Consider the following 16,331-nt stretch of genomic DNA (forward strand, 5'->3'; position numbering starts at 1 on the left):
TTACGTGCGGTTTGCTACGTTCAAATTTTTCCTTTGCCATGGCAAATTTCCTATCTTTAAAATACTGAGAAAATGGTATTTGGTGCCCATGGGCAGATTTGAACTGCCGGCCTCTCCCTTACCAAGGGAGTGCTCTACCCCTGAGCTACATGGGCCAATAGACTATTGGAGCGGGTGAAGGGAATCGAACCCTCACCGTAAGCTTGGAAGGCTTCTGCTCTACCATTGAGCTACACCCGCAGACTTACTGCATCAATGCTCCAACACATTGGAATTTGGTGGTGGGAGAAGGATTCGAACCTTCGAAGCTCTCGCAACAGATTTACAGTCTGCCCCCTTTGACCGCTCGGGAATCCCACCAAAAGAGAACGTAAGTTTATTCGTGACTCAGATTTTCGTCAAGTTCTTTTTTAATTTTGTTTTCTTAAAATCACTCAATTTATTGCTTTAAAAAAGAATTTATTTGAACTGAATGATTTTTTCGTATTTTGCCATAAGCTCTTCGTGCGTTTCCGGATGCTCTTCATCAATCAGGATGCAGTCCACGGGACATACCTGCTGACATTGCGGCTCATCGTAATGGCCTACGCACTGCGTACACAAATTAGGGTTGATTTCGTAAATTTCCTCGCCTTGCGAGATGGCGTCATTGGGGCACTCCGGCTCGCAAACGTCACAGTTAATGCACTCATCTGTAATAAAGAGCGACATTTCTTTTCCTTTTTCATTTAAATTATCAAAACCGATTGGGCGCGGATTATAGCACAAACGCGTCAAAAACAATCCGTTTAGGCGAATGTTTACACCCTGGTAATGATTCTCAAATCTCTTACTATTCAGCTACTTGGACAAACTGCAAGAGCACAAAACCGCTCTTACCCGCCCGTCCTTCGCGATAAGGCTCCAGCCACTCGGGGAAATCAGGCAGCTCCCCTGCTTCAATATAGACCATTGCCCCGTTTTTCAAGCTGTTTTTCAAAGAAGTAAACAAATTTTCCCAATCCTGCCACGCAAACGGCGGATCCAAAAAGACCACATTAAACTTTTCAGACGACCTCTGCAGATACGCAAGGCCATCGGTATTGAGGATTTCCAGTTTATCCAAACCCAATGCTCTGGCGTTTTGCCGCAGCATATCGGCAGTTTTGCGATTATTATCTGCCAGCACCACCCTCTTCGCGTTACGGGACGCGGCTTCAAATCCCAACGCGCCGCTTCCGGCAAACAAATCCAACGCATTCAGACCGGTCAAATCCTGACCCAGCCAATTAAAAAGTTTTTCGCGGACACTGTCAGGCGTCGGCCGCAGACCGTCCGCATCTGCAAAAACCAGTTTCCGTCCCCTGCATTGTCCACCGATGATGCGGACTTGATTTGAATGTTTGCTGTGTTTGCTCATGATTAAAACGAATCGTCCAACAGTTTCAGACGACCTCTAAAGAATGACAAAGCAGCCATTATACCGCAGCGTTTTTTCATTTAAGGCCGCATGAAAACAATTCGGCGCATCGTGAAATTTTATTTTTTATGATGCTAAACTTACAAAATTTTATAAATCATAAAATATTTTCTCAAATAAAAAGGTCGCTTACGTCCGCCATTAGAACTTTCCCACCGCTTTTTCAGTCTATTGACCATAATACTTAAATGAAAATATGGATGGCTGACAATGCCGCTTTGGAAAATTTTTTTGGGTGTTTATATCGGCGGCGTGATTGCCTTCACCGCCCACGCCCATTTTTTTGACGAATATTACCGCCACTTGGGATTGATTCCGAACTTGGGGCGCGGTCTGCTTTGGTTCGTCTTTTGCCTGCCCTTGATCAGCAAAACCGTTGCTTTGATTGTCAGCTTGTTCTTTCTTGCCACGTTGGTTTTTGCAAGGCGTTAAATCCCTTCTTAATAAAACTGAAAAGGTCGTCTGAAAATTTTTCAGACGACCTTTTCTCTTTTAAACCAACCTACCTTCATCACTCTTTCGGTGCAGGCGGTTCAATCTGTTCTTTCCAGCCGCATTCTTTTTGCGGACAGACTTTTTCCACGCCCCAGCGTTTGGTGGTTTTGATGGTTAAAACCGGCCAATGGCAGTTCGGGCATTCTTCGGCAACGGGCGGGTTCCAAGTGGCGTAGTTGCAGTCGGGATAGGTGCTGCAACTGTAAAACAGTTTGCCGTAGCGGGATTTGCGCTCGACGAGGTTGCCTTTTTTGCATTGCGGGCATTGGACGCCGGTATCTTTGGGTTTTTCCAGCGGCTCGACGTGCTTGCATTTGGGGTAGTTGGCGCAACCGATGAATTTGCTGCCGGTGCGGCTGTATTTGTACACCAGCCGTCCGCCGCATTTGGGGCATTCGCGCCCGTCGAGTTCGGCTTGCTCGGCTTCGGCTTTGGCGATGCGCTCGGCGGCTTCTTCGGCGGTTTCGTTGACGTTGCGCGTGTAGCTGCACTCGGGATAGCCGGCACAGGCGACGAAGCGGCCCATTTTGCCGAACTTGATTTGCAGTTTGTGTTCGCCGCATTTTGGACAGGTTTCGTCGAGTTCCTGCGTGGTGAATTTGGCGCGTTCGATGCCTTCTTTTTCTTCCACTTGTTTGATGAACGGCTTCCAGAATTTGTCCATCACGGGAATCCAGCGGCGTTTGCCGTCGGCGATTTCGTCGAGCTGGTCTTCGAGTTTGGCGGTGAAGTGGTAGTCGACGTATTGGGCGAAGTGTTCGGTCAGGAATTTGTTGACGATGTCGCCCGTGTCGGTGGGCATGAAGCGTTTTTGCTCAAGGGTAACGTATTCGCGGTCTTTGAGCGTGGAGATGATGCTGGCGTAGGTCGAGGGGCGGCCGATGCCGTATTCTTCGAGGGCTTTAACCAGCGTGGCTTCGTTGTAACGCGGCGGCGGGGTGGTGAAGTGTTGTTCGCCGTAGAGTTTGTCCACAGGCAGTTTGTCGCCCTCGCTCATTTCGGGCAGTTTTTTGCTGTCTTCGCCTTCTTCATCGTCGCTGCTTTCTTCGTAAACGCTGAGGAAGCCTGCGAAGGTTTGCACTTGTCCGGTTACGCGGAATACGCCTTTGCCGACGGTAATATCGACTGTGGTTTGGTCGAATTTGGCGGGCGTCATCTGACAGGCGACGGTGCGCTGCCAAATCATTTGATAGAGTTTGAACTGGTCTGCGCTCAGGAAGGGTTTGACGCTTTCGGGCGTGCGGTACACGGACGTCGGGCGGATCGCTTCGTGCGCTTCTTGGGCATTTTTGGATTTGGTTTTGTATTGTTTGGCAGCACTCGGCAGATATTCTTTGCCGATTTTGTTTTCGATGTAATGGCGGATTTCGGTTAACGCTTCATCGGCCAAATTCACGCTGTCGGTACGCATATAGGTAATCAGACCGATGGCACCCTGCCCTACGTCTATACCTTCGTAAAGCTGCTGGGCGGTACGCATGGTGCGGTCGGTGGTGAAGCCGAGTTTGCGCACGGCATCCTGCTGCATGGTAGAAGTGGTAAATGGCGCGGCGGGATTGCGGCTGCGTTTTTTCTTTTCAATGGCGGTAACGACGGCCTCTTTGCCTTCGAGTTCTTTCAACACGTCGGCTTGCGCGGCTTCGTTCGGCAGGGCGAATTGTTCGAGTTTCGCGCCGTTGTATTGGGCGAGTTTGGCGGTAAACTTGCTGCGGCCTTTGTGGCTGTCGAGATGCACCGTCCAATATTCCTGCGCTTCAAACGCGCGGATTTCGTTTTCGCGTTCGCAAATCAGACGCAGGGCGGGACTTTGCACACGGCCCGCGCTCAAACCGCGTCGGATTTTTTTCCACAACAATGGCGAGAGGTTGAAACCGACCAGATAGTCCAAAGCGCGGCGGGCTTGTTGCGCATCAACCAAGTCCATTTCGATTTCGCGCGGGTTGGCGACGGCGTCGAGGACGGCGTTTTTGGTGATTTCGTGGAACACGACACGCTGCGGCTTGATGTTTTTCAGGCCGCGTTTGGATTTGAGGATTTCAAAAAGATGCCAGGAAATCGCTTCGCCTTCCCTATCCGGGTCGGTTGCGAGGTAGATGTTTTCGGCTTCTTTGGCTCCGGCGACAATCGCATCGACGTGTTTGGCGTTGCGTTTGATCAGCTCGTATTTCATGGCGAAGTCGTGTTCGGGATCGACGGCACCGTTTTTGGGGACGAGGTCGCGGACGTGGCCGTAGGAGGCCAGAATTTCGAAATCGCCGCCAAGGTATTTTTTCAGGGTTTTGGCTTTGGACGGTGATTCGACGATTAAGAGGTTTTTCGCCATTGTTTGTTCTCTTTTAATGTATTGGATGATGCGTTTCAGACGACCTTTCTGAACAAGCTGCGTCAAAAGGTCGTCTGAAAAGGTTTAATGCATGGTCGCTTTGCCGTTGAGCGCGCCCATCAGGTCGTCGCCGATTAAGACGGGCAATTCGCTTTTGTGCGCCCACAACAAGAGCAACACCAGCACTTTCGCCGTATCGAGTGTGATTTCTTCGGGCGGGATGTGCATCAGGGCGTGGATGACGATTTCGCGCTGCTCGTAAGTGATGGCGCGTTCGGCAACCAGATACTGCATCAACCCCATGACTTCCTGCGGCAGGTTTTCCACTTCCTCGTTGCAATACACGCGCAGGGCATGGCTGTCGAACGGCGCAGCGGCAAATTCGGACGTGTTGAACAACACTTCCATCATCATCAGCGTATTGCCGATTTCCGTTACGTCAAAACCCGCATCTTCCAACAGGCGGCCCAAATCCTCCGGCGGCGGACAATTGTCGAAATCTTGGAAGTGTTCGATGAGATAGGCGATGACTTCTGTCATGCTGGTTCCTTAATGAATGAATCAATTATGCTTTTATGCGCTGATAGCGTCCGCCCGGCAAGGCGGCGACGATGCCGTCGAGTTCGTATTCCAGCAGGCGAGCGTAAACGTCTGCCGCCGCCCATGCGGTTTGCTGCGCCAATATATCGGGATGAACGGGGTCGTAACCCATGGCGTCCAGCAGCCCGTCTTCCGCTGTCGGCGCGGCAACCGTATTGGCTTGCGCCGGCTGTTTTCGGACATGAAGGTCGTCTGAAAACGGCAAAACAGGTTCAGACGACGTCTCTCTGACGGCAGTGCGTTTTTCCGTTTTTTTGTTTTTCTTATTTATAGAATATGATGGAACTGCCGCATTTTGCAATAGCCCCGGACATTCGTGAAGGATGTCGTCCAAACATTCCACCAATTTCGCGCCGTCTTTAATCAGCTTATGACAGCCTTTGCTGTGCGGATTGTCTATCGAACCGGGCACCGCCATCACCTCCCGTCCCATCTCCGCCGCCAGCTTGGCGGTAATCAGCGAACCGGATTCCAACGCGGCTTCAACCACCAGCGTAACCTGCGACAACGCGGCAATCAGGCGGTTGCGGCGCGGAAAGTTGCCCGCAAACGGCCGCGTATCCAAAGGAAACTCGCTGACAATCAATCCTTTTTCGGCGATTTCATAGGCAAGGTTTTTATTGGACGGCGGGTAAATGCGGTCTATGCCCGTCCCCCATACGGCGATGGTGCCGCCGCCCGCCTGCAACGCGCCTTGATGGGCGGCGGTGTCGATACCTGAAGCCATACCCGACACGACGGGAATATCCTTTTCGCTCAACGCTCTGCCGAAATCTTTGGCAATCCGCATCGCCTGCGGCGTGGCATGGCGGCTGCCGACAATGGCGGCGGAAGGTTTGTGCAGCAGTTGCACGTTACCGCGCAAAAACAAAACCGGCGGCGCGGTAATGCCCTGCGTCAGCATTTCGGGAAAATCATCATCTTGCAGCAGCAACAAACGGCAGCCGTCCTGCTTTTCCCATTGCAGCGCCGCTTCCGCAGCCTTTTGCGCCAACGCCCGTTTTTCGCCGTTACGCCAAGATTCGGCTGCCTGCTTGTGGCGCACTATCGTGGCGATTTGCTCCGCCGGAGCATCCAGCGCGGCTTTCGCACTGCCGAAACGTTGCAGCAGGAGCAAGAAGCCCTCCGCACCGACATAAGGCGTAAACGCCAGTTGCAGCCAGGCAAGGCGGTCGTTTTCCGTCATCAATTGTGTCCCCTTGTGTTCTCAGACGACCTTTGTTCGGGAGGTCGTCTGAAAACAGATAAATGTCAGTATTTAACGATAAAGCCGGCGAACTTTAAACCGATACGGCGTTCCCGCACCTGCTTCCGGTTTCGTACCTGTTCACCGTCATGCGGATGCTGCCAAACAGCCGGCAACCCGTTAGTAACTTTTGTAATATTTTTATATTCTACACGATACGGTAGAAATGTCCGTTATTTGAATGGTTGTCGCACTTTGCCTCAAAAGTGTGTCGGCTATACGGCAAAAGCGAACAGATTAATGGCAAACAAGGTCGTCTGAAAACATACCGCAGCGTGCCGTATGCTTTCAGACGACCTCTTATCCTACTACCGCCCTACTCTTCTGCTTTTTCCGCTGCGCTGCGGCGGGAAACGCTGATGCCTAATTGTTTGAGTTTGCGGTAGAGGTGCGTGCGCTCCAGGCCGACTTTTTGGGCGACGCGGCTCATGTTTTGCCCTTCTTGGGCGATGTGGTACTCGAAATAGCGGCGTTCCAATTCTTCACGCAGTTCGCGCAAAGGCATATTGAAGTTGAAACCTCCGACGATTTCGGTGGCGACTGTCGCCCGTTTTTGCCCCAATGCGGCAACGACCGCCTGCTCGTGGACTTCCTGTCCGTCCGCCTCCAGCATCAGGTTTTTCACGACGCTGCGGAGCTGGTCGAAATTGCCCGGCCAGTTGTATTGGCAGAGAACAGTCAGCGAGCCGTTGCTGAATTTGACGGGCTGGATTTTTTCGCTGTCCGCCAATTCGGTCATGACTTGGTTGACCAAGAAAGCGATGTCTTCGGATTGGCTGCGCAACGGCGGGATACTGATGACGTTGCCAGAAAGCAGTTCGGACAACTTGGCATCGGCAATGGCGTCTGCCGGGCTTTCATCGGCGGCGTGGCTGCCGGCGACGATAACGCGCACGTTGTAACGGTCTGCCTTGCCGAGGATGAAACTGATGCCGTTTTGGATGTTTTTGCTGTACTGCGCGGCATCACCGAGATAAAGCGTGCCGCCCGATGCTTTTTGCAGCAGCTCCAATGGCGCATCGGCAATGAGTTCGACGCGGCTGAGTCCGACCCAAGGCGTGCCGCTTTTGTGGAAATAACGGGCAACGATTTCAAACGGCGAACCGGTTTCGCCGCTGAGCAGCACGGGGCCGCTTTTTTTCACGGCAGGCTCAAGCTGTTGCTTGAATTCTTGAATGGCGGGGCTGTTGCCGAGTTTATCGAAGGACAAGCCCGCCGCCATCTGCATTTCGCCGTGTTTGAGGGCGCGGTCGACGGTAGAGAGCAGCTTTTGCAGGGCAATCGGTTTTTCCAAAAAATCGAGCGCGCCGATTTTGGTGGCTTCGACGGCGGTGTCGATGCTGGCGTGTCCGCTCATCATCACCACGGGCATGTTGAGCTGTCCGTTTTTCGCCCACTCTTTGAGCAGGGTAATACCGTCGCAGTCGGGCATCCATATGTCCAACAACACCATGGCGGGACGGGTCTGGTGGCGCAGTTGGCGCGCCTCTTCGGCGTTCTCCGCCAAAGCCACGGAATAACCTTCGTCTTGGAGGATTTCCGAGAGCAAGTCGCGGATACCTACTTCGTCATCTACAATTAAAATATCACTGCTACGCATAAGTTTCTACCAATCGGGGTAAGGCTATTTTCACACACGCACCGCCTTCGTTCTGATTGCTCAGGCTGATGCGGCCGCCGTGCTCTTCGATGATTTTCTTCACAACGGGCAATCCCAGTCCCGTACCTGTCGGCTTGTCGGTAACATACGGCTCGAAGGCATTATGCAGCATTTCCTTGCTGAAACCTTTGCCGTTGTTACAAACGGTCAATAAAACCTGTCCGTCGTTATCTTCACCGACGCTGACATTCACTTGAGGAACTTCTGCCTCTTCCGCCGCCTCCGCCGCGTTTTTGAAAATATTGTGCAACACCTGCCGCATGGCGGTGGTATCGGCGGAAATCGGCTGCGGCTTGTCGGACAAGTTCGGAACAAAGCGGCACGCCCCGCCCTCGTACAGCAGCAACACTTCTTCGACCAAGCGGTTCAAATCGTGTTTTTCAAAATTCAGCGACGGGGCACGGGCGTAATTGCGGAAGGCTTCGACCATTTCTTTCAATGCCGCCACCTGTTTGACGATGGTGTCGGTCGAACGGCTGAGGATTTGGGCGTGTTGTTCGTCCAATTTATCATGCAATTTCCATGCCAATCTCTCGGCGGAAAGTTGAATGGGCGTGAGCGGATTGCGGATTTCATGCGCCAGCCGTTTCGCCACTTCGCCCCATGCGGCTTCTTTTTGGGCGCGGATGAGGACGGTGATGTCGTCGATCACCATTACCACACCATTGTCGTTGTCGTCGGGCAGGATGGTGGCTTTACCCAAGAGAATCCGCGCATCGTCGGGGGCGGCGTATTCGACTTGGATGGGTTTGGCGGCATTGGCGGTTTCTTCAATGGCGGCAAACACTTCGGCAAGCAGGGTCTGCTGCGGCGATTGTCCGCGCCAGTCGTGCCAGTTGCTGCCCCACAGCGGCACCAATTCAATGCCCAAAATCCGTTCGGCGGCTTTGTTGAAGGTTTTCAGACGACCTTCAGCATCCAAAGTAATCACGCCCGTGGTCAAACTTTCCAACACGCATTCGAGATAGTGGCGCGCCGCTTCTTCGCGCAGGCGGTTGTTCTCGTCGGCTTCTTTGGCAATGGCAAGCTGTTCGGTCATATGGTTGAACAACTGGGTCAACCTGCCGAATTCGTCGTTGCGGAACACGGGGCGTTTCTGGCTGAAATCGCCCTGCGCCACCGCCCTTGCACCTTCTGCCAACGACAATACCGGCTCGACGAAGCGGCGGGCGAAATACAGCGCCATCACCAAGGCAAGGAAAATCGCCAACAGCGCGGCAACCAGCAAAGTCGCCAAAAAGAAGGTTTGCAGGCCTTGTTTGGTGTAACTCAATTCGGCGTATTTCGCCCGCGCCGCTTCAATCAGCGTCGCATCTTGCGCCACATCCTGCGGGATGGGCTGGCGGAAAAACAAGGCGTAATCGCGTCCGTTGTGCGCGCCGATGAGCATCCAGCCTTGCGCGTACAAGACATTTTCTATGTTTTCCAAACTGCGTATCGAGCCGGTCTGCTCCAGCTTCTCCCATCCTTCTTTGTCGAGTTCGGGTTGGTTTAGTTTCAGCGGATTGACACTTTTCTCGGTTTTATGGGTTTTGACGTCGTAGAGCGAAAGCTGGGTAAAGCCGCCCGATTTGGCGGCATTTTTCAGCGCCTTGCCCAAATCGCCGTCCACAGACGCGGTGCTGATCAGGTCGATTTGCACCGGCGTGGCGTTGCTGACGGCGTTGTCCACCGCCAGATTCAGCGCGGATTTGCTCAAGTTCAGGCTGCGCTCGAGGGCTTCGTGGGTATCGTTGCCGAACCACGAATTAATCGTGCCGTTGATGAACTGCGCGGAAATGCCGAACAAGAACACGCCCGGCAATACCGCCACCAGCGTAAACATCCCCGACAGCCGCCGCGCAATCTGCGAACCGAACACGCCCTTGCTTTTGTCGCGCATGAGGAGGAGGACGTAACGCGTCAAAACCGACGCCAACACCAGCATCAGCAGCGCACACAGGGCGATAATCCACCAAAAATATTCCGCCAGCGGACTGGTGCTGCCCGTTGCAATGGTCAGTCCGTAGAGCAGTCCCACCGCCGCCAACACGGCAATCAGGAGAAAGCGGCGCATGGTTTACTCCTGAGAGATGGTCAGAGACTTCCAGCCGGAATCCAAGTGCCAGTTTTTAGAAGTCAATGCGTTGATTTGGAAGGGTTTGGGCAGCTTCGCTGTCGAGAGCAGCAGGCGGATTTCGGCTTGCGTGTCTTTCGCTGCAACGCCGCTTAACGCGCCTTTGGACAGCACTTTCCAGTTGGCGACCGCCCCTACGCCGCGCAAGGCGGTCTCGAGCGTGTCGTATTCGGTGGAAAACGTGCCGACGGTTATGCGGTAGCGGTTGGTCAGCGGATGGAAGGAAAGTTTGTAGTGGATGGTGTTGTCGCTGTTGAGCAGCTGGTCAAACTTGAAGCGGTAAGACGGCATGGAAGGCGCAGAAAGCTGCCAGCTCAAAGTGAAATTCAACGGCACGCCCTGCCGGAGCGCCTGTTTGAGCTGGTCGGGCAAATCGGTGCGGAAACGGCTGCTGACGGAAAGCTGTCCGGTCTCGGTCAGTTTCGCCTCGGAGCGGGTCACGCTGATGCCCTCCGCCGCCGCATTCAGCGACAGGGCGAGCAACAGCGTTCCAAACAGCCGTTTACTGCTTTTTGATAAGCGCGTAATAAAAGCCATCTTGATGTTTGTTCGGTAAAAGCACACGCGATTCGATCAGCTCGGCATCGGCGTGGCGGTTGAGGAATTTTTGCAACTGAACGTCGTTTTCTTCGACGAACACCGAGCAGGTGGCCAGCAGCATTCTGCCGTTTTTCGTCAGGGTTTGCCAAAGCGCGTCCAGCAATGCCTCCTGCTGACGGGCGGTTTTGGCGGCATCGGTCGGACGGCGCAGCCATTTCACGTCGGGATTGCGCCGCGCCACACCCGAGGCGGTACACGGCACGTCGGCAAGGATGGCGTCGAAAGACTTTCCATCATACCACGCCGCCAAGTCCTGCGCATCGGCGCAAGCCAGAGCGGTCGTCTGAAACCCCAAGCGGTCGAGATTGTCCTTCACCCTTTTCAGACGACCTTCGTCTATATCCAAAGCGGTAACATGACAATCCGCCAGTTCCAACATATGCCCCGTCTTCCCGCCCGGCGCAGCGCACGCATCCAAAATCCGTTCGCCGTCTTTAGGGTTTAACAGATACGCCGCCTGCTGCGCGCCGAAATCCTGCACCGACACCAGCCCTTCGGCAAAACCGGGCAGGCGGTTCACCGGCACGGCTTCTTCCAGCGTTACCGCATATTCATCCAACGCCTTAGCCGCAATACCTTCCGCCGCCAGCTTTTCCAAATACGATTCGGCATTGCCGTGGTGTCGGTTGATCCGCAGCGTCATCGGCGGATGCGATTGCAGCGCGGTGGTGATGTTGTGCCAATGTTTCGGATAATGGTTTTTCAGGTACGCCACCCACCACAGCGGCAGGTTGTGTTTCGCCACATCGTCTTTTTTGCACGAAGCCGCGAGCTTGTCGCGTTCACGCAAAAAACGCCGCAAAATCGCGTTGGCAAACGAACGGTACTGCCCGCGCCCGATTTTCGCGATACTCTCGACCGCCTCGTTAACCACCGCATGAGGCGCGTTGCGCGTGTAATGCAGTTGGTACATCGCCGCCAAAAGCAGGCTTTCGAGCTGCGGATTGTCAATCGGCTTTTTCAGCATCTGCGCGAGCATATGTTTCAAGCTGCCCAGATAACGCTGGCAGCCGTAGGCAATATCCTGCAACGCGCCGTTTTCCTGCGCCGTCAGCTCGGGATGCGCCGCGCGGATTTGCGCCAACACATCCTGAAGGTTGCGCCCTTCGGCGACCGCCGCAATGCTGTCGGCGGCGAGTTTTTGGGCGAGGGACATACTCATAAATTCAATTCCTTAAATGACTGCTGTGGTTCGATTTGTTCGTTAAACATGTAAACGCCGTACAAGCGGTTCGGGCGGTGTTCGGGGCAAGATTCAAATTGTGTTAATCCGATTGCCTGCTCATGACAATATCCATATAGTCCGTTCTTTTCAACACACATAAGGATTCATCATGACTTTGCGCGCCCTTTCCCTGCTTGCCGTTTCCGCCGCACTCGTTTCCGGCAGCCTGACCGCCGCGGCGGCACCGCACAAACATTCCCGCGCCATCTCCCAAGCGCAAGCCGTCAAAATCGCCAAGAAACGCGTCGGCGGCGGCCGCGTTACCGACATCGACCACAGCGACGGACGTTGGGAAATCGAAATCCGCAGAGGCTGCACCGAATACGATGTGGACGTTTCCTCACAAAGCGGCCGCGTCATCAAAGTGGACACCGACAACCACTGCGACGATTAATCGATTCTTGATTAATGGACTCTTAATGAGAAGCCGGACTGTCTGTCTGGCTTTTCTGTTTTCAGACGACCTCAAACTTGCCCGAGGTCGTCTGAAAACATTTAATCTGCCGTTTTATCTGATTCGGGATTTTCAGACGACCACCCCGTCACGTTCCAACAATGCCCGATAGCGTTCGGCGTCCTGCGGCGAATAGCAACAGAAAATGATTTTTTCGACAGACGGACACTGCGGCAAGGTTTTTTTCAAAATCGCCAAAGCGGTCTCGGCAGCCAAATCGGCGGGGAAACGGTACACGCCCGTGCTGATACAGGGGAAGGCGATGCTGCGGATGCCGTGTTCTTGCGCCAACAGTAGGGAATTTTGATACGCTTCCGCCAGCTTGACCGCTTCGCTGCGGTGTCCGCCGAACCAAACCGGCCCGACGGTGTGAATCACAAATTTCGCCGGCAGCCGGTAGCCTTGGGTGATTTTCGCTTCGCCCGTGCGGCAGCCGTTCAACTGTCTGCACGCTTCCAACAACTCCCGTCCCGCCGCGCGGTGAATCGCGCCGTCCACACCGCCGCCACCCAACAACGAGGCATTGGCGGCATTCACGATGGCATCGACTTCAAGTTTCGTAATATCGCCTTCGACTACTTCAAACACTGCCATGATCTGCTCCTAAACGTGGGGAATCTTGTCGTCAGTTCAACAAAACCAAACGTTTCCCTGCCCGATATTTTCAGACGACCTCTGAATCATTCAAAGAAAGGTCGTCTGAAAATTAATCAGTCTGCAAACGGCTTCTACAAAACCGTCCCAACCTCAATCTTATGCCCTGCCGCAAACGCCGCAATCGGCATCCGTTTGCTGCCCGAAGGCTGCAATTCGGTAATGTTCAGCGCGTTCTCGCCGCAGGCAACGACCAAGCCGTCAGCCGAGCAAGACAACACTTCGCCCGCCCTGCCTTGTTGTGCCACTACTTCCGCTCGCCAGATTTTCATCGGCTTGCCCTGATACTCGACCCACGCAGCGGGAACGGGGTTGAAGGCACGGATTTTACGTTCAATCACTGCCGCGCTTTCGTTCCAATCAATACGCGCTTCTTCTTTGCTTAATTTTTGTGCATAAGTAACGCCTTCTTCGGGCTGTTTGACGCTTTTCAGACGGCCTTCTGTTTTTAATTGTTGCAAATCAGCAACAATCGCCGCCGCACCGAGATTCATCAGCGCATCGTGTACTTCATTCGCCGTATCGGTCGGTTGAATGGCGTAACGGTGTTCACTGACCACATCGCCGGTATCCAAGCCGATGTCCATCTGCATGATGCACACGCCCGTCTCGGCATCGCCCGCTTCAATCGCGCGCTGAATCGGCGCCGCACCACGCCAACGTGGCAGCAGCGAGGCGTGAATATTGAGGCAGCCGTGTTTTGGCGTATCCAACACGTCTTGCGGCAAAATCAGTCCGTAGGCGGCAACGACCATCACGTCGGCCTCGACCTCTTTGAGCATTTGCAGGGCTTCGGCGTTGTTGCGCAGCTTTTCGGGCTGCGCCACGCGCAAACCCAATTCCAATGCGGCCTGCTTCACGGGAGACGGGGCAAGCTGCATCCCGCGCCCTTTGGGGCGGTCAGGCTGGGTCAACACCAGCGGGATTTCAAAACCGGCGGCGGCAATGGCTTTTAAGGCGGCAGCGGCAAAATCAGGCGTACCGGCAAAGATGACTTTCATGGGGAAACTCCTTGGAAATGGGTTTCAGACGACCTATATAGCGCAACGGCAAACATTGCGACAGGTCGTCTGAAAGTTTGAAAAACAACGGCTTGCTGCCGCTTCCCCTCTTTCAGACGACCTGTTCGACCGTATCATTCGGCTTTTAGATGGTGTGTTTCTGACGTTTTTTCAGTTTGGTCTTAATCCGACCCTGTTTAAGCTGCGACAGGCGTTCGACAAAAACGATGCCCATCAAATGATCCAACTCGTGCTGCACGCAAATCGCCAACAGCCCGTCCGCCTCCAGCGTGAATTTCTCGCCTTTTTCGTTCAAAGCCTCGACCTTGACGCGTTCGGCGCGGGTAACGGTGTCGTAAATGCCCGGCACGGACAGGCAGCCTTCTTCGTAAGTGGTTTCGCCGTCTTTTTCAATAATGACGGGGTTGATGAACACGCGCGGCTCGCTGCGGTCTTCGGTCAAATCCATCACAACGACGCGTTCGTGCACATCGACCTGCGTCGCCGCCAGCCCGATACCGCGCGCTTCGTACATGGTTTCAAACATATCGGCAACCAGCTTTTGGATGCGCTCATCGACTTGCTCGACAGGCTTCGCCACGGTGTGCAGACGCTCGTCGGGATATTGCAGGATATTCAGTAAAGCCATAATTTTCTCTTCGTTTTTCAATACTTGGGACGCGCATTCAAACGCGTCCGGCAGCAGATTGTGTGTGTTTTCATACAAATTTTGCGCCTGTCTTCACAATTCCCGTGATGACACTAACATTCAATGATAAAATATGCGTCAATGAATTTCTGTTCAATGCGCACGAAACGCCTATTGACGTTTTTTAAAGGGGGACGGCGGTTTTTTGCAAACTCCCGGCCATTTCATTTTCTCCGTTTATCATTTAAAGACAAACCGAATCAATTTCAAGGGGAACGGTTATGCAACAACGTATTATAACCCTGCTTTGTGTCGCGGGCATGGCAATTTCCGCCCACGCTCAAGCAGCTTCATTAAAAGTGCGCCCCGATGCGCCGCAACGCTACGTCGTGAAAAACGGCGACACACTCTGGGGCATCTCCGGCAAATATCTGTACAGCCCGTGGCAGTGGAACCGCCTTTGGGGCGCAAACCGCGGCGAAATCCGCAATCCACATCTGATTTATCCGGGTCAGGTGTTGGTTTTGCGCTACGTCAACGGCCGCCCGCAACTGGGCTTCGAAAACGGCTCCGCAGGCAATGACGGCATTCCGGTCATCAAACTCAGCCCGCGCGTCCGCGAAACCTCTTCAGGCTACGGCATCCAAACCGTCAACGTGAACTTCTACCGCATGTTCATGCAACATCCGCAGTTCATCGACCAAATGAAGACCCAAGACGCACCGCGCCTGATCGACGGCCCTGACAACCGCATCATGTACAGCAAAGGCGAACGCGTGTACGCCTACGGCGTTACCGAACCCGGCCGCTATCTGGTTTACCGCGCCGTCAAAGACCTGACCGATCCCGATACCCGTAAATACCTCGGTCAAGAAGTCGTCTTCAGCGGTATCGTCAGCACCCTGCCCTACACCAACAGCGCGCTGGACTCTGCTTCTGACGAAGACCGCAAATACCTGAAAGACGGCGAATACTACACCCGCCTGCACCCGCTGGCGAAAGTGCCGACCCAAACCGCGCAGCCTATGATTGTGGAAGAAGCCGTTTCCGAAATCCGCAAAGGCGATTTCCTGCTGAAAATGGACGGCGAAACCGAGCCTTTCCAAATCATGCCGCACGCGCCGACGCAACACATCGACGGTAAAGTCATCTCCATCCTCGACGGCGTACACGAAGCCGGACAATTCCAAACCGTTACCCTGAACAAAGGTTCTGCCGACGGCTTGGACAAAGGCACGGTCTTGAGCATTTACAAACGCGACCGCCAAGTGAAAGTCGATTTGGAAGAAGGCAAAAAAGGCCGTAAGAGCGTAGTCAAATATGTTTCCATCCCTGCCGAAGAAACCGCATTGGCTATGGTGTACCGCACCGGCGAACATCTCTCGTCCGCCATCATTTTGGAAAACCTGACCAACGTCAACATCGGCGACACCGTATCCGAACCCGGCCGCGACTTGGACAACATGTCTGACGACAAACCGCACGTCCGCAACGAGCCGCAAGATTCCCACGATACGGAACACAACCAATACAATATCCACAGCAATATCAATAAATATTGATCGATTGCCGACAGCAAAAGCGTCGTCTGAAAATTTCAGACGACGCTTTTTATATGGATCATAAAGGTCGTCTGAAAACGACGCCGTTTATGATGAAGCGCTTCTCATCGGCAGAAACCGCGTTTCGTTTTCACAAGAGCAAAATCCAATGATGCACCTTCAACAAGCTAACTCAATACAGCATTACGCTGTACAAGTTTGAAGCAAACATTTTTTCAAACATAGAAGTTCCAGCCAAACCTTTAATTTTCCCAAATATAGTGGATTAAAATTGCAATGATACGGCG

15 protein-coding genes and 3 tRNA genes are annotated in these 16,331 nt (G+C 53.6%); 3 read left to right on the forward strand and 15 right to left on the reverse strand.

Features of this window, described 5'->3' with window-relative positions; translation table 11 throughout:
* Nucleotides 1-80 precede the first annotated feature (80 nt).
* The 5 genes from HMPREF3277_RS01640 to rsmD form a co-directional block, all read right to left on the reverse strand.
* Nucleotides 81-155 (reverse strand) — tRNA-Thr (locus HMPREF3277_RS01640).
* Nucleotides 156-166: 11 nt separating this feature from the next.
* Nucleotides 167-240 (reverse strand) — tRNA-Gly (locus HMPREF3277_RS01645).
* Nucleotides 241-276: 36 nt separating this feature from the next.
* A tRNA-Tyr gene (locus HMPREF3277_RS01650) sits at nt 277-360 on the reverse strand.
* A gap of 99 nt (nt 361-459) precedes the next feature.
* Entirely contained in the window at nt 460-711 is a 252-nt protein-coding gene (locus HMPREF3277_RS01655; protein ID WP_003679513.1) for a YfhL family 4Fe-4S dicluster ferredoxin, read from the reverse strand.
* Between the two features lie 121 nt (nt 712-832).
* Nucleotides 833-1,399, reverse strand: a complete 567-nt coding sequence (gene rsmD / locus HMPREF3277_RS01660) for a 16S rRNA (guanine(966)-N(2))-methyltransferase RsmD (RefSeq protein WP_070869846.1) — start codon at nt 1,397-1,399, stop codon at nt 833-835.
* Between the two features lie 270 nt (nt 1,400-1,669).
* On the opposite strand from rsmD, the gene HMPREF3277_RS01665 reads away from it, so the two are divergent.
* Entirely contained in the window at nt 1,670-1,891 is a 222-nt protein-coding gene (locus HMPREF3277_RS01665) for a hypothetical protein (RefSeq protein WP_070869847.1), read from the forward strand.
* Nucleotides 1,892-1,970: 79 nt separating this feature from the next.
* Here the strand turns inward: HMPREF3277_RS01665 and topA are convergent, their stop codons facing one another.
* The 7 genes from topA to rsmB form a co-directional block, all read right to left on the reverse strand.
* On the reverse strand, nt 1,971-4,277 hold the full coding sequence (topA, locus tag HMPREF3277_RS01670) for a type I DNA topoisomerase (protein ID WP_070869848.1): 2,307 nt from the start codon (nt 4,275-4,277) through the stop codon (nt 1,971-1,973).
* Between the two features lie 84 nt (nt 4,278-4,361).
* Nucleotides 4,362-4,817 carry a Smg family protein gene (locus tag HMPREF3277_RS01675; RefSeq protein ID WP_003742632.1) on the reverse strand — a complete coding sequence of 152 codons (456 nt, stop codon included), beginning with the start codon at nt 4,815-4,817 and terminating at the stop codon, nt 4,362-4,364.
* A 25-nt stretch (nt 4,818-4,842) separates the two neighbouring features.
* Nucleotides 4,843-6,063 (reverse strand): DNA-processing protein DprA, encoded by a 1,221-nt coding sequence (gene dprA, locus HMPREF3277_RS01680; protein ID WP_070869849.1) that lies wholly within the window; start codon nt 6,061-6,063, stop codon nt 4,843-4,845.
* Between the two features lie 376 nt (nt 6,064-6,439).
* Nucleotides 6,440-7,723 carry a sigma-54-dependent transcriptional regulator gene (locus HMPREF3277_RS01685; protein WP_003763191.1) on the reverse strand — a complete coding sequence of 428 codons (1,284 nt, stop codon included), beginning with the start codon at nt 7,721-7,723 and terminating at the stop codon, nt 6,440-6,442.
* Nucleotides 7,716-9,839: a sensor histidine kinase gene (locus HMPREF3277_RS01690; RefSeq protein ID WP_049228166.1), complete on the reverse strand. Its 2,124-nt coding sequence runs from the start codon at nt 9,837-9,839 to the stop codon at nt 7,716-7,718. The genes HMPREF3277_RS01685 and HMPREF3277_RS01690 overlap by 8 nt, the downstream gene beginning before the upstream one ends.
* A gap of 3 nt (nt 9,840-9,842) precedes the next feature.
* Entirely contained in the window at nt 9,843-10,436 is a 594-nt protein-coding gene (locus tag HMPREF3277_RS01695; RefSeq protein WP_003742625.1) for a DUF4390 domain-containing protein, read from the reverse strand.
* Nucleotides 10,402-11,661, reverse strand: coding sequence for a 16S rRNA (cytosine(967)-C(5))-methyltransferase RsmB (gene rsmB / locus HMPREF3277_RS01700; protein WP_070869850.1), 1,260 nt, complete (start codon nt 11,659-11,661; stop codon nt 10,402-10,404). Before rsmB ends, HMPREF3277_RS01695 begins: the two co-directional genes overlap by 35 nt.
* A 172-nt stretch (nt 11,662-11,833) precedes the next feature.
* Here rsmB and HMPREF3277_RS01705 point away from each other — a divergent pair, with 172 nt between their 5' ends.
* A complete protein-coding gene (locus HMPREF3277_RS01705) occupies nt 11,834-12,118 on the forward strand; it encodes a PepSY domain-containing protein (RefSeq protein WP_003760535.1) in 285 nt (94 codons plus the stop codon).
* A gap of 132 nt (nt 12,119-12,250) precedes the next feature.
* Here the strand turns inward: HMPREF3277_RS01705 and HMPREF3277_RS01710 are convergent, their stop codons facing one another.
* The 3 genes from HMPREF3277_RS01710 to def form a co-directional block, all read right to left on the reverse strand.
* Nucleotides 12,251-12,772, reverse strand: a complete 522-nt coding sequence (locus HMPREF3277_RS01710; RefSeq protein ID WP_070869851.1) for an O-acetyl-ADP-ribose deacetylase — start codon at nt 12,770-12,772, stop codon at nt 12,251-12,253.
* 134 nt (nt 12,773-12,906) lie between these two features.
* The gene (gene fmt, locus HMPREF3277_RS01715) at nt 12,907-13,833 is read right to left on the reverse strand and encodes a methionyl-tRNA formyltransferase (RefSeq protein ID WP_070869852.1); all 927 of its coding nucleotides are present in this window, start codon (nt 13,831-13,833) and stop codon (nt 12,907-12,909) included.
* A gap of 145 nt (nt 13,834-13,978) precedes the next feature.
* Nucleotides 13,979-14,482, reverse strand: a complete 504-nt coding sequence (gene def, locus HMPREF3277_RS01720) for a peptide deformylase (RefSeq protein ID WP_036491081.1) — start codon at nt 14,480-14,482, stop codon at nt 13,979-13,981.
* Between the two features lie 281 nt (nt 14,483-14,763).
* Here def and HMPREF3277_RS01725 point away from each other — a divergent pair, with 281 nt between their 5' ends.
* Nucleotides 14,764-16,044 (forward strand): LysM peptidoglycan-binding domain-containing protein, encoded by a 1,281-nt coding sequence (locus tag HMPREF3277_RS01725; RefSeq protein WP_070869853.1) that lies wholly within the window; start codon nt 14,764-14,766, stop codon nt 16,042-16,044.
* Nucleotides 16,045-16,331: the final 287 nt, after the last annotated feature.

It is taken from the genome of Neisseria sp. HMSC70E02, assembly GCF_001838645.1.
In the GTDB taxonomy this organism is placed as follows: Bacteria; Pseudomonadota; Gammaproteobacteria; order Burkholderiales; family Neisseriaceae; genus Neisseria; species Neisseria macacae.

Excerpts from the sequence above, each read along its gene's own strand:
- HMPREF3277_RS01655 (WP_003679513.1), bottom strand. The coding sequence starts at position 711 with ATGTCGCTCTTTATTACAGATGAGTGCATTAACTGTGACGTTTGCGAG.
- rsmD (WP_070869846.1), bottom strand. The coding sequence starts at position 1,399 with ATGAGCAAACACAGCAAACATTCAAATCAAGTCCGCATCATCGGTGGA.
- HMPREF3277_RS01665 (WP_070869847.1), top strand. The coding sequence starts at position 1,670 with ATGCCGCTTTGGAAAATTTTTTTGGGTGTTTATATCGGCGGCGTGATT.
- topA (WP_070869848.1), bottom strand. The coding sequence starts at position 4,277 with ATGGCGAAAAACCTCTTAATCGTCGAATCACCGTCCAAAGCCAAAACC.
- HMPREF3277_RS01675 (WP_003742632.1), bottom strand. The coding sequence starts at position 4,817 with ATGACAGAAGTCATCGCCTATCTCATCGAACACTTCCAAGATTTCGAC.
- dprA (WP_070869849.1), bottom strand. The coding sequence starts at position 6,063 with ATGACGGAAAACGACCGCCTTGCCTGGCTGCAACTGGCGTTTACGCCT.
- HMPREF3277_RS01685 (WP_003763191.1), bottom strand. The coding sequence starts at position 7,723 with ATGCGTAGCAGTGATATTTTAATTGTAGATGACGAAGTAGGTATCCGC.
- HMPREF3277_RS01690 (WP_049228166.1), bottom strand. The coding sequence starts at position 9,839 with ATGCGCCGCTTTCTCCTGATTGCCGTGTTGGCGGCGGTGGGACTGCTC.
- HMPREF3277_RS01695 (WP_003742625.1), bottom strand. The coding sequence starts at position 10,436 with ATGGCTTTTATTACGCGCTTATCAAAAAGCAGTAAACGGCTGTTTGGA.
- rsmB (WP_070869850.1), bottom strand. The coding sequence starts at position 11,661 with ATGAGTATGTCCCTCGCCCAAAAACTCGCCGCCGACAGCATTGCGGCG.
- HMPREF3277_RS01705 (WP_003760535.1), top strand. The coding sequence starts at position 11,834 with ATGACTTTGCGCGCCCTTTCCCTGCTTGCCGTTTCCGCCGCACTCGTT.
- HMPREF3277_RS01710 (WP_070869851.1), bottom strand. The coding sequence starts at position 12,772 with ATGGCAGTGTTTGAAGTAGTCGAAGGCGATATTACGAAACTTGAAGTC.
- fmt (WP_070869852.1), bottom strand. The coding sequence starts at position 13,833 with ATGAAAGTCATCTTTGCCGGTACGCCTGATTTTGCCGCTGCCGCCTTA.
- def (WP_036491081.1), bottom strand. The coding sequence starts at position 14,482 with ATGGCTTTACTGAATATCCTGCAATATCCCGACGAGCGTCTGCACACC.
- HMPREF3277_RS01725 (WP_070869853.1), top strand. The coding sequence starts at position 14,764 with ATGCAACAACGTATTATAACCCTGCTTTGTGTCGCGGGCATGGCAATT.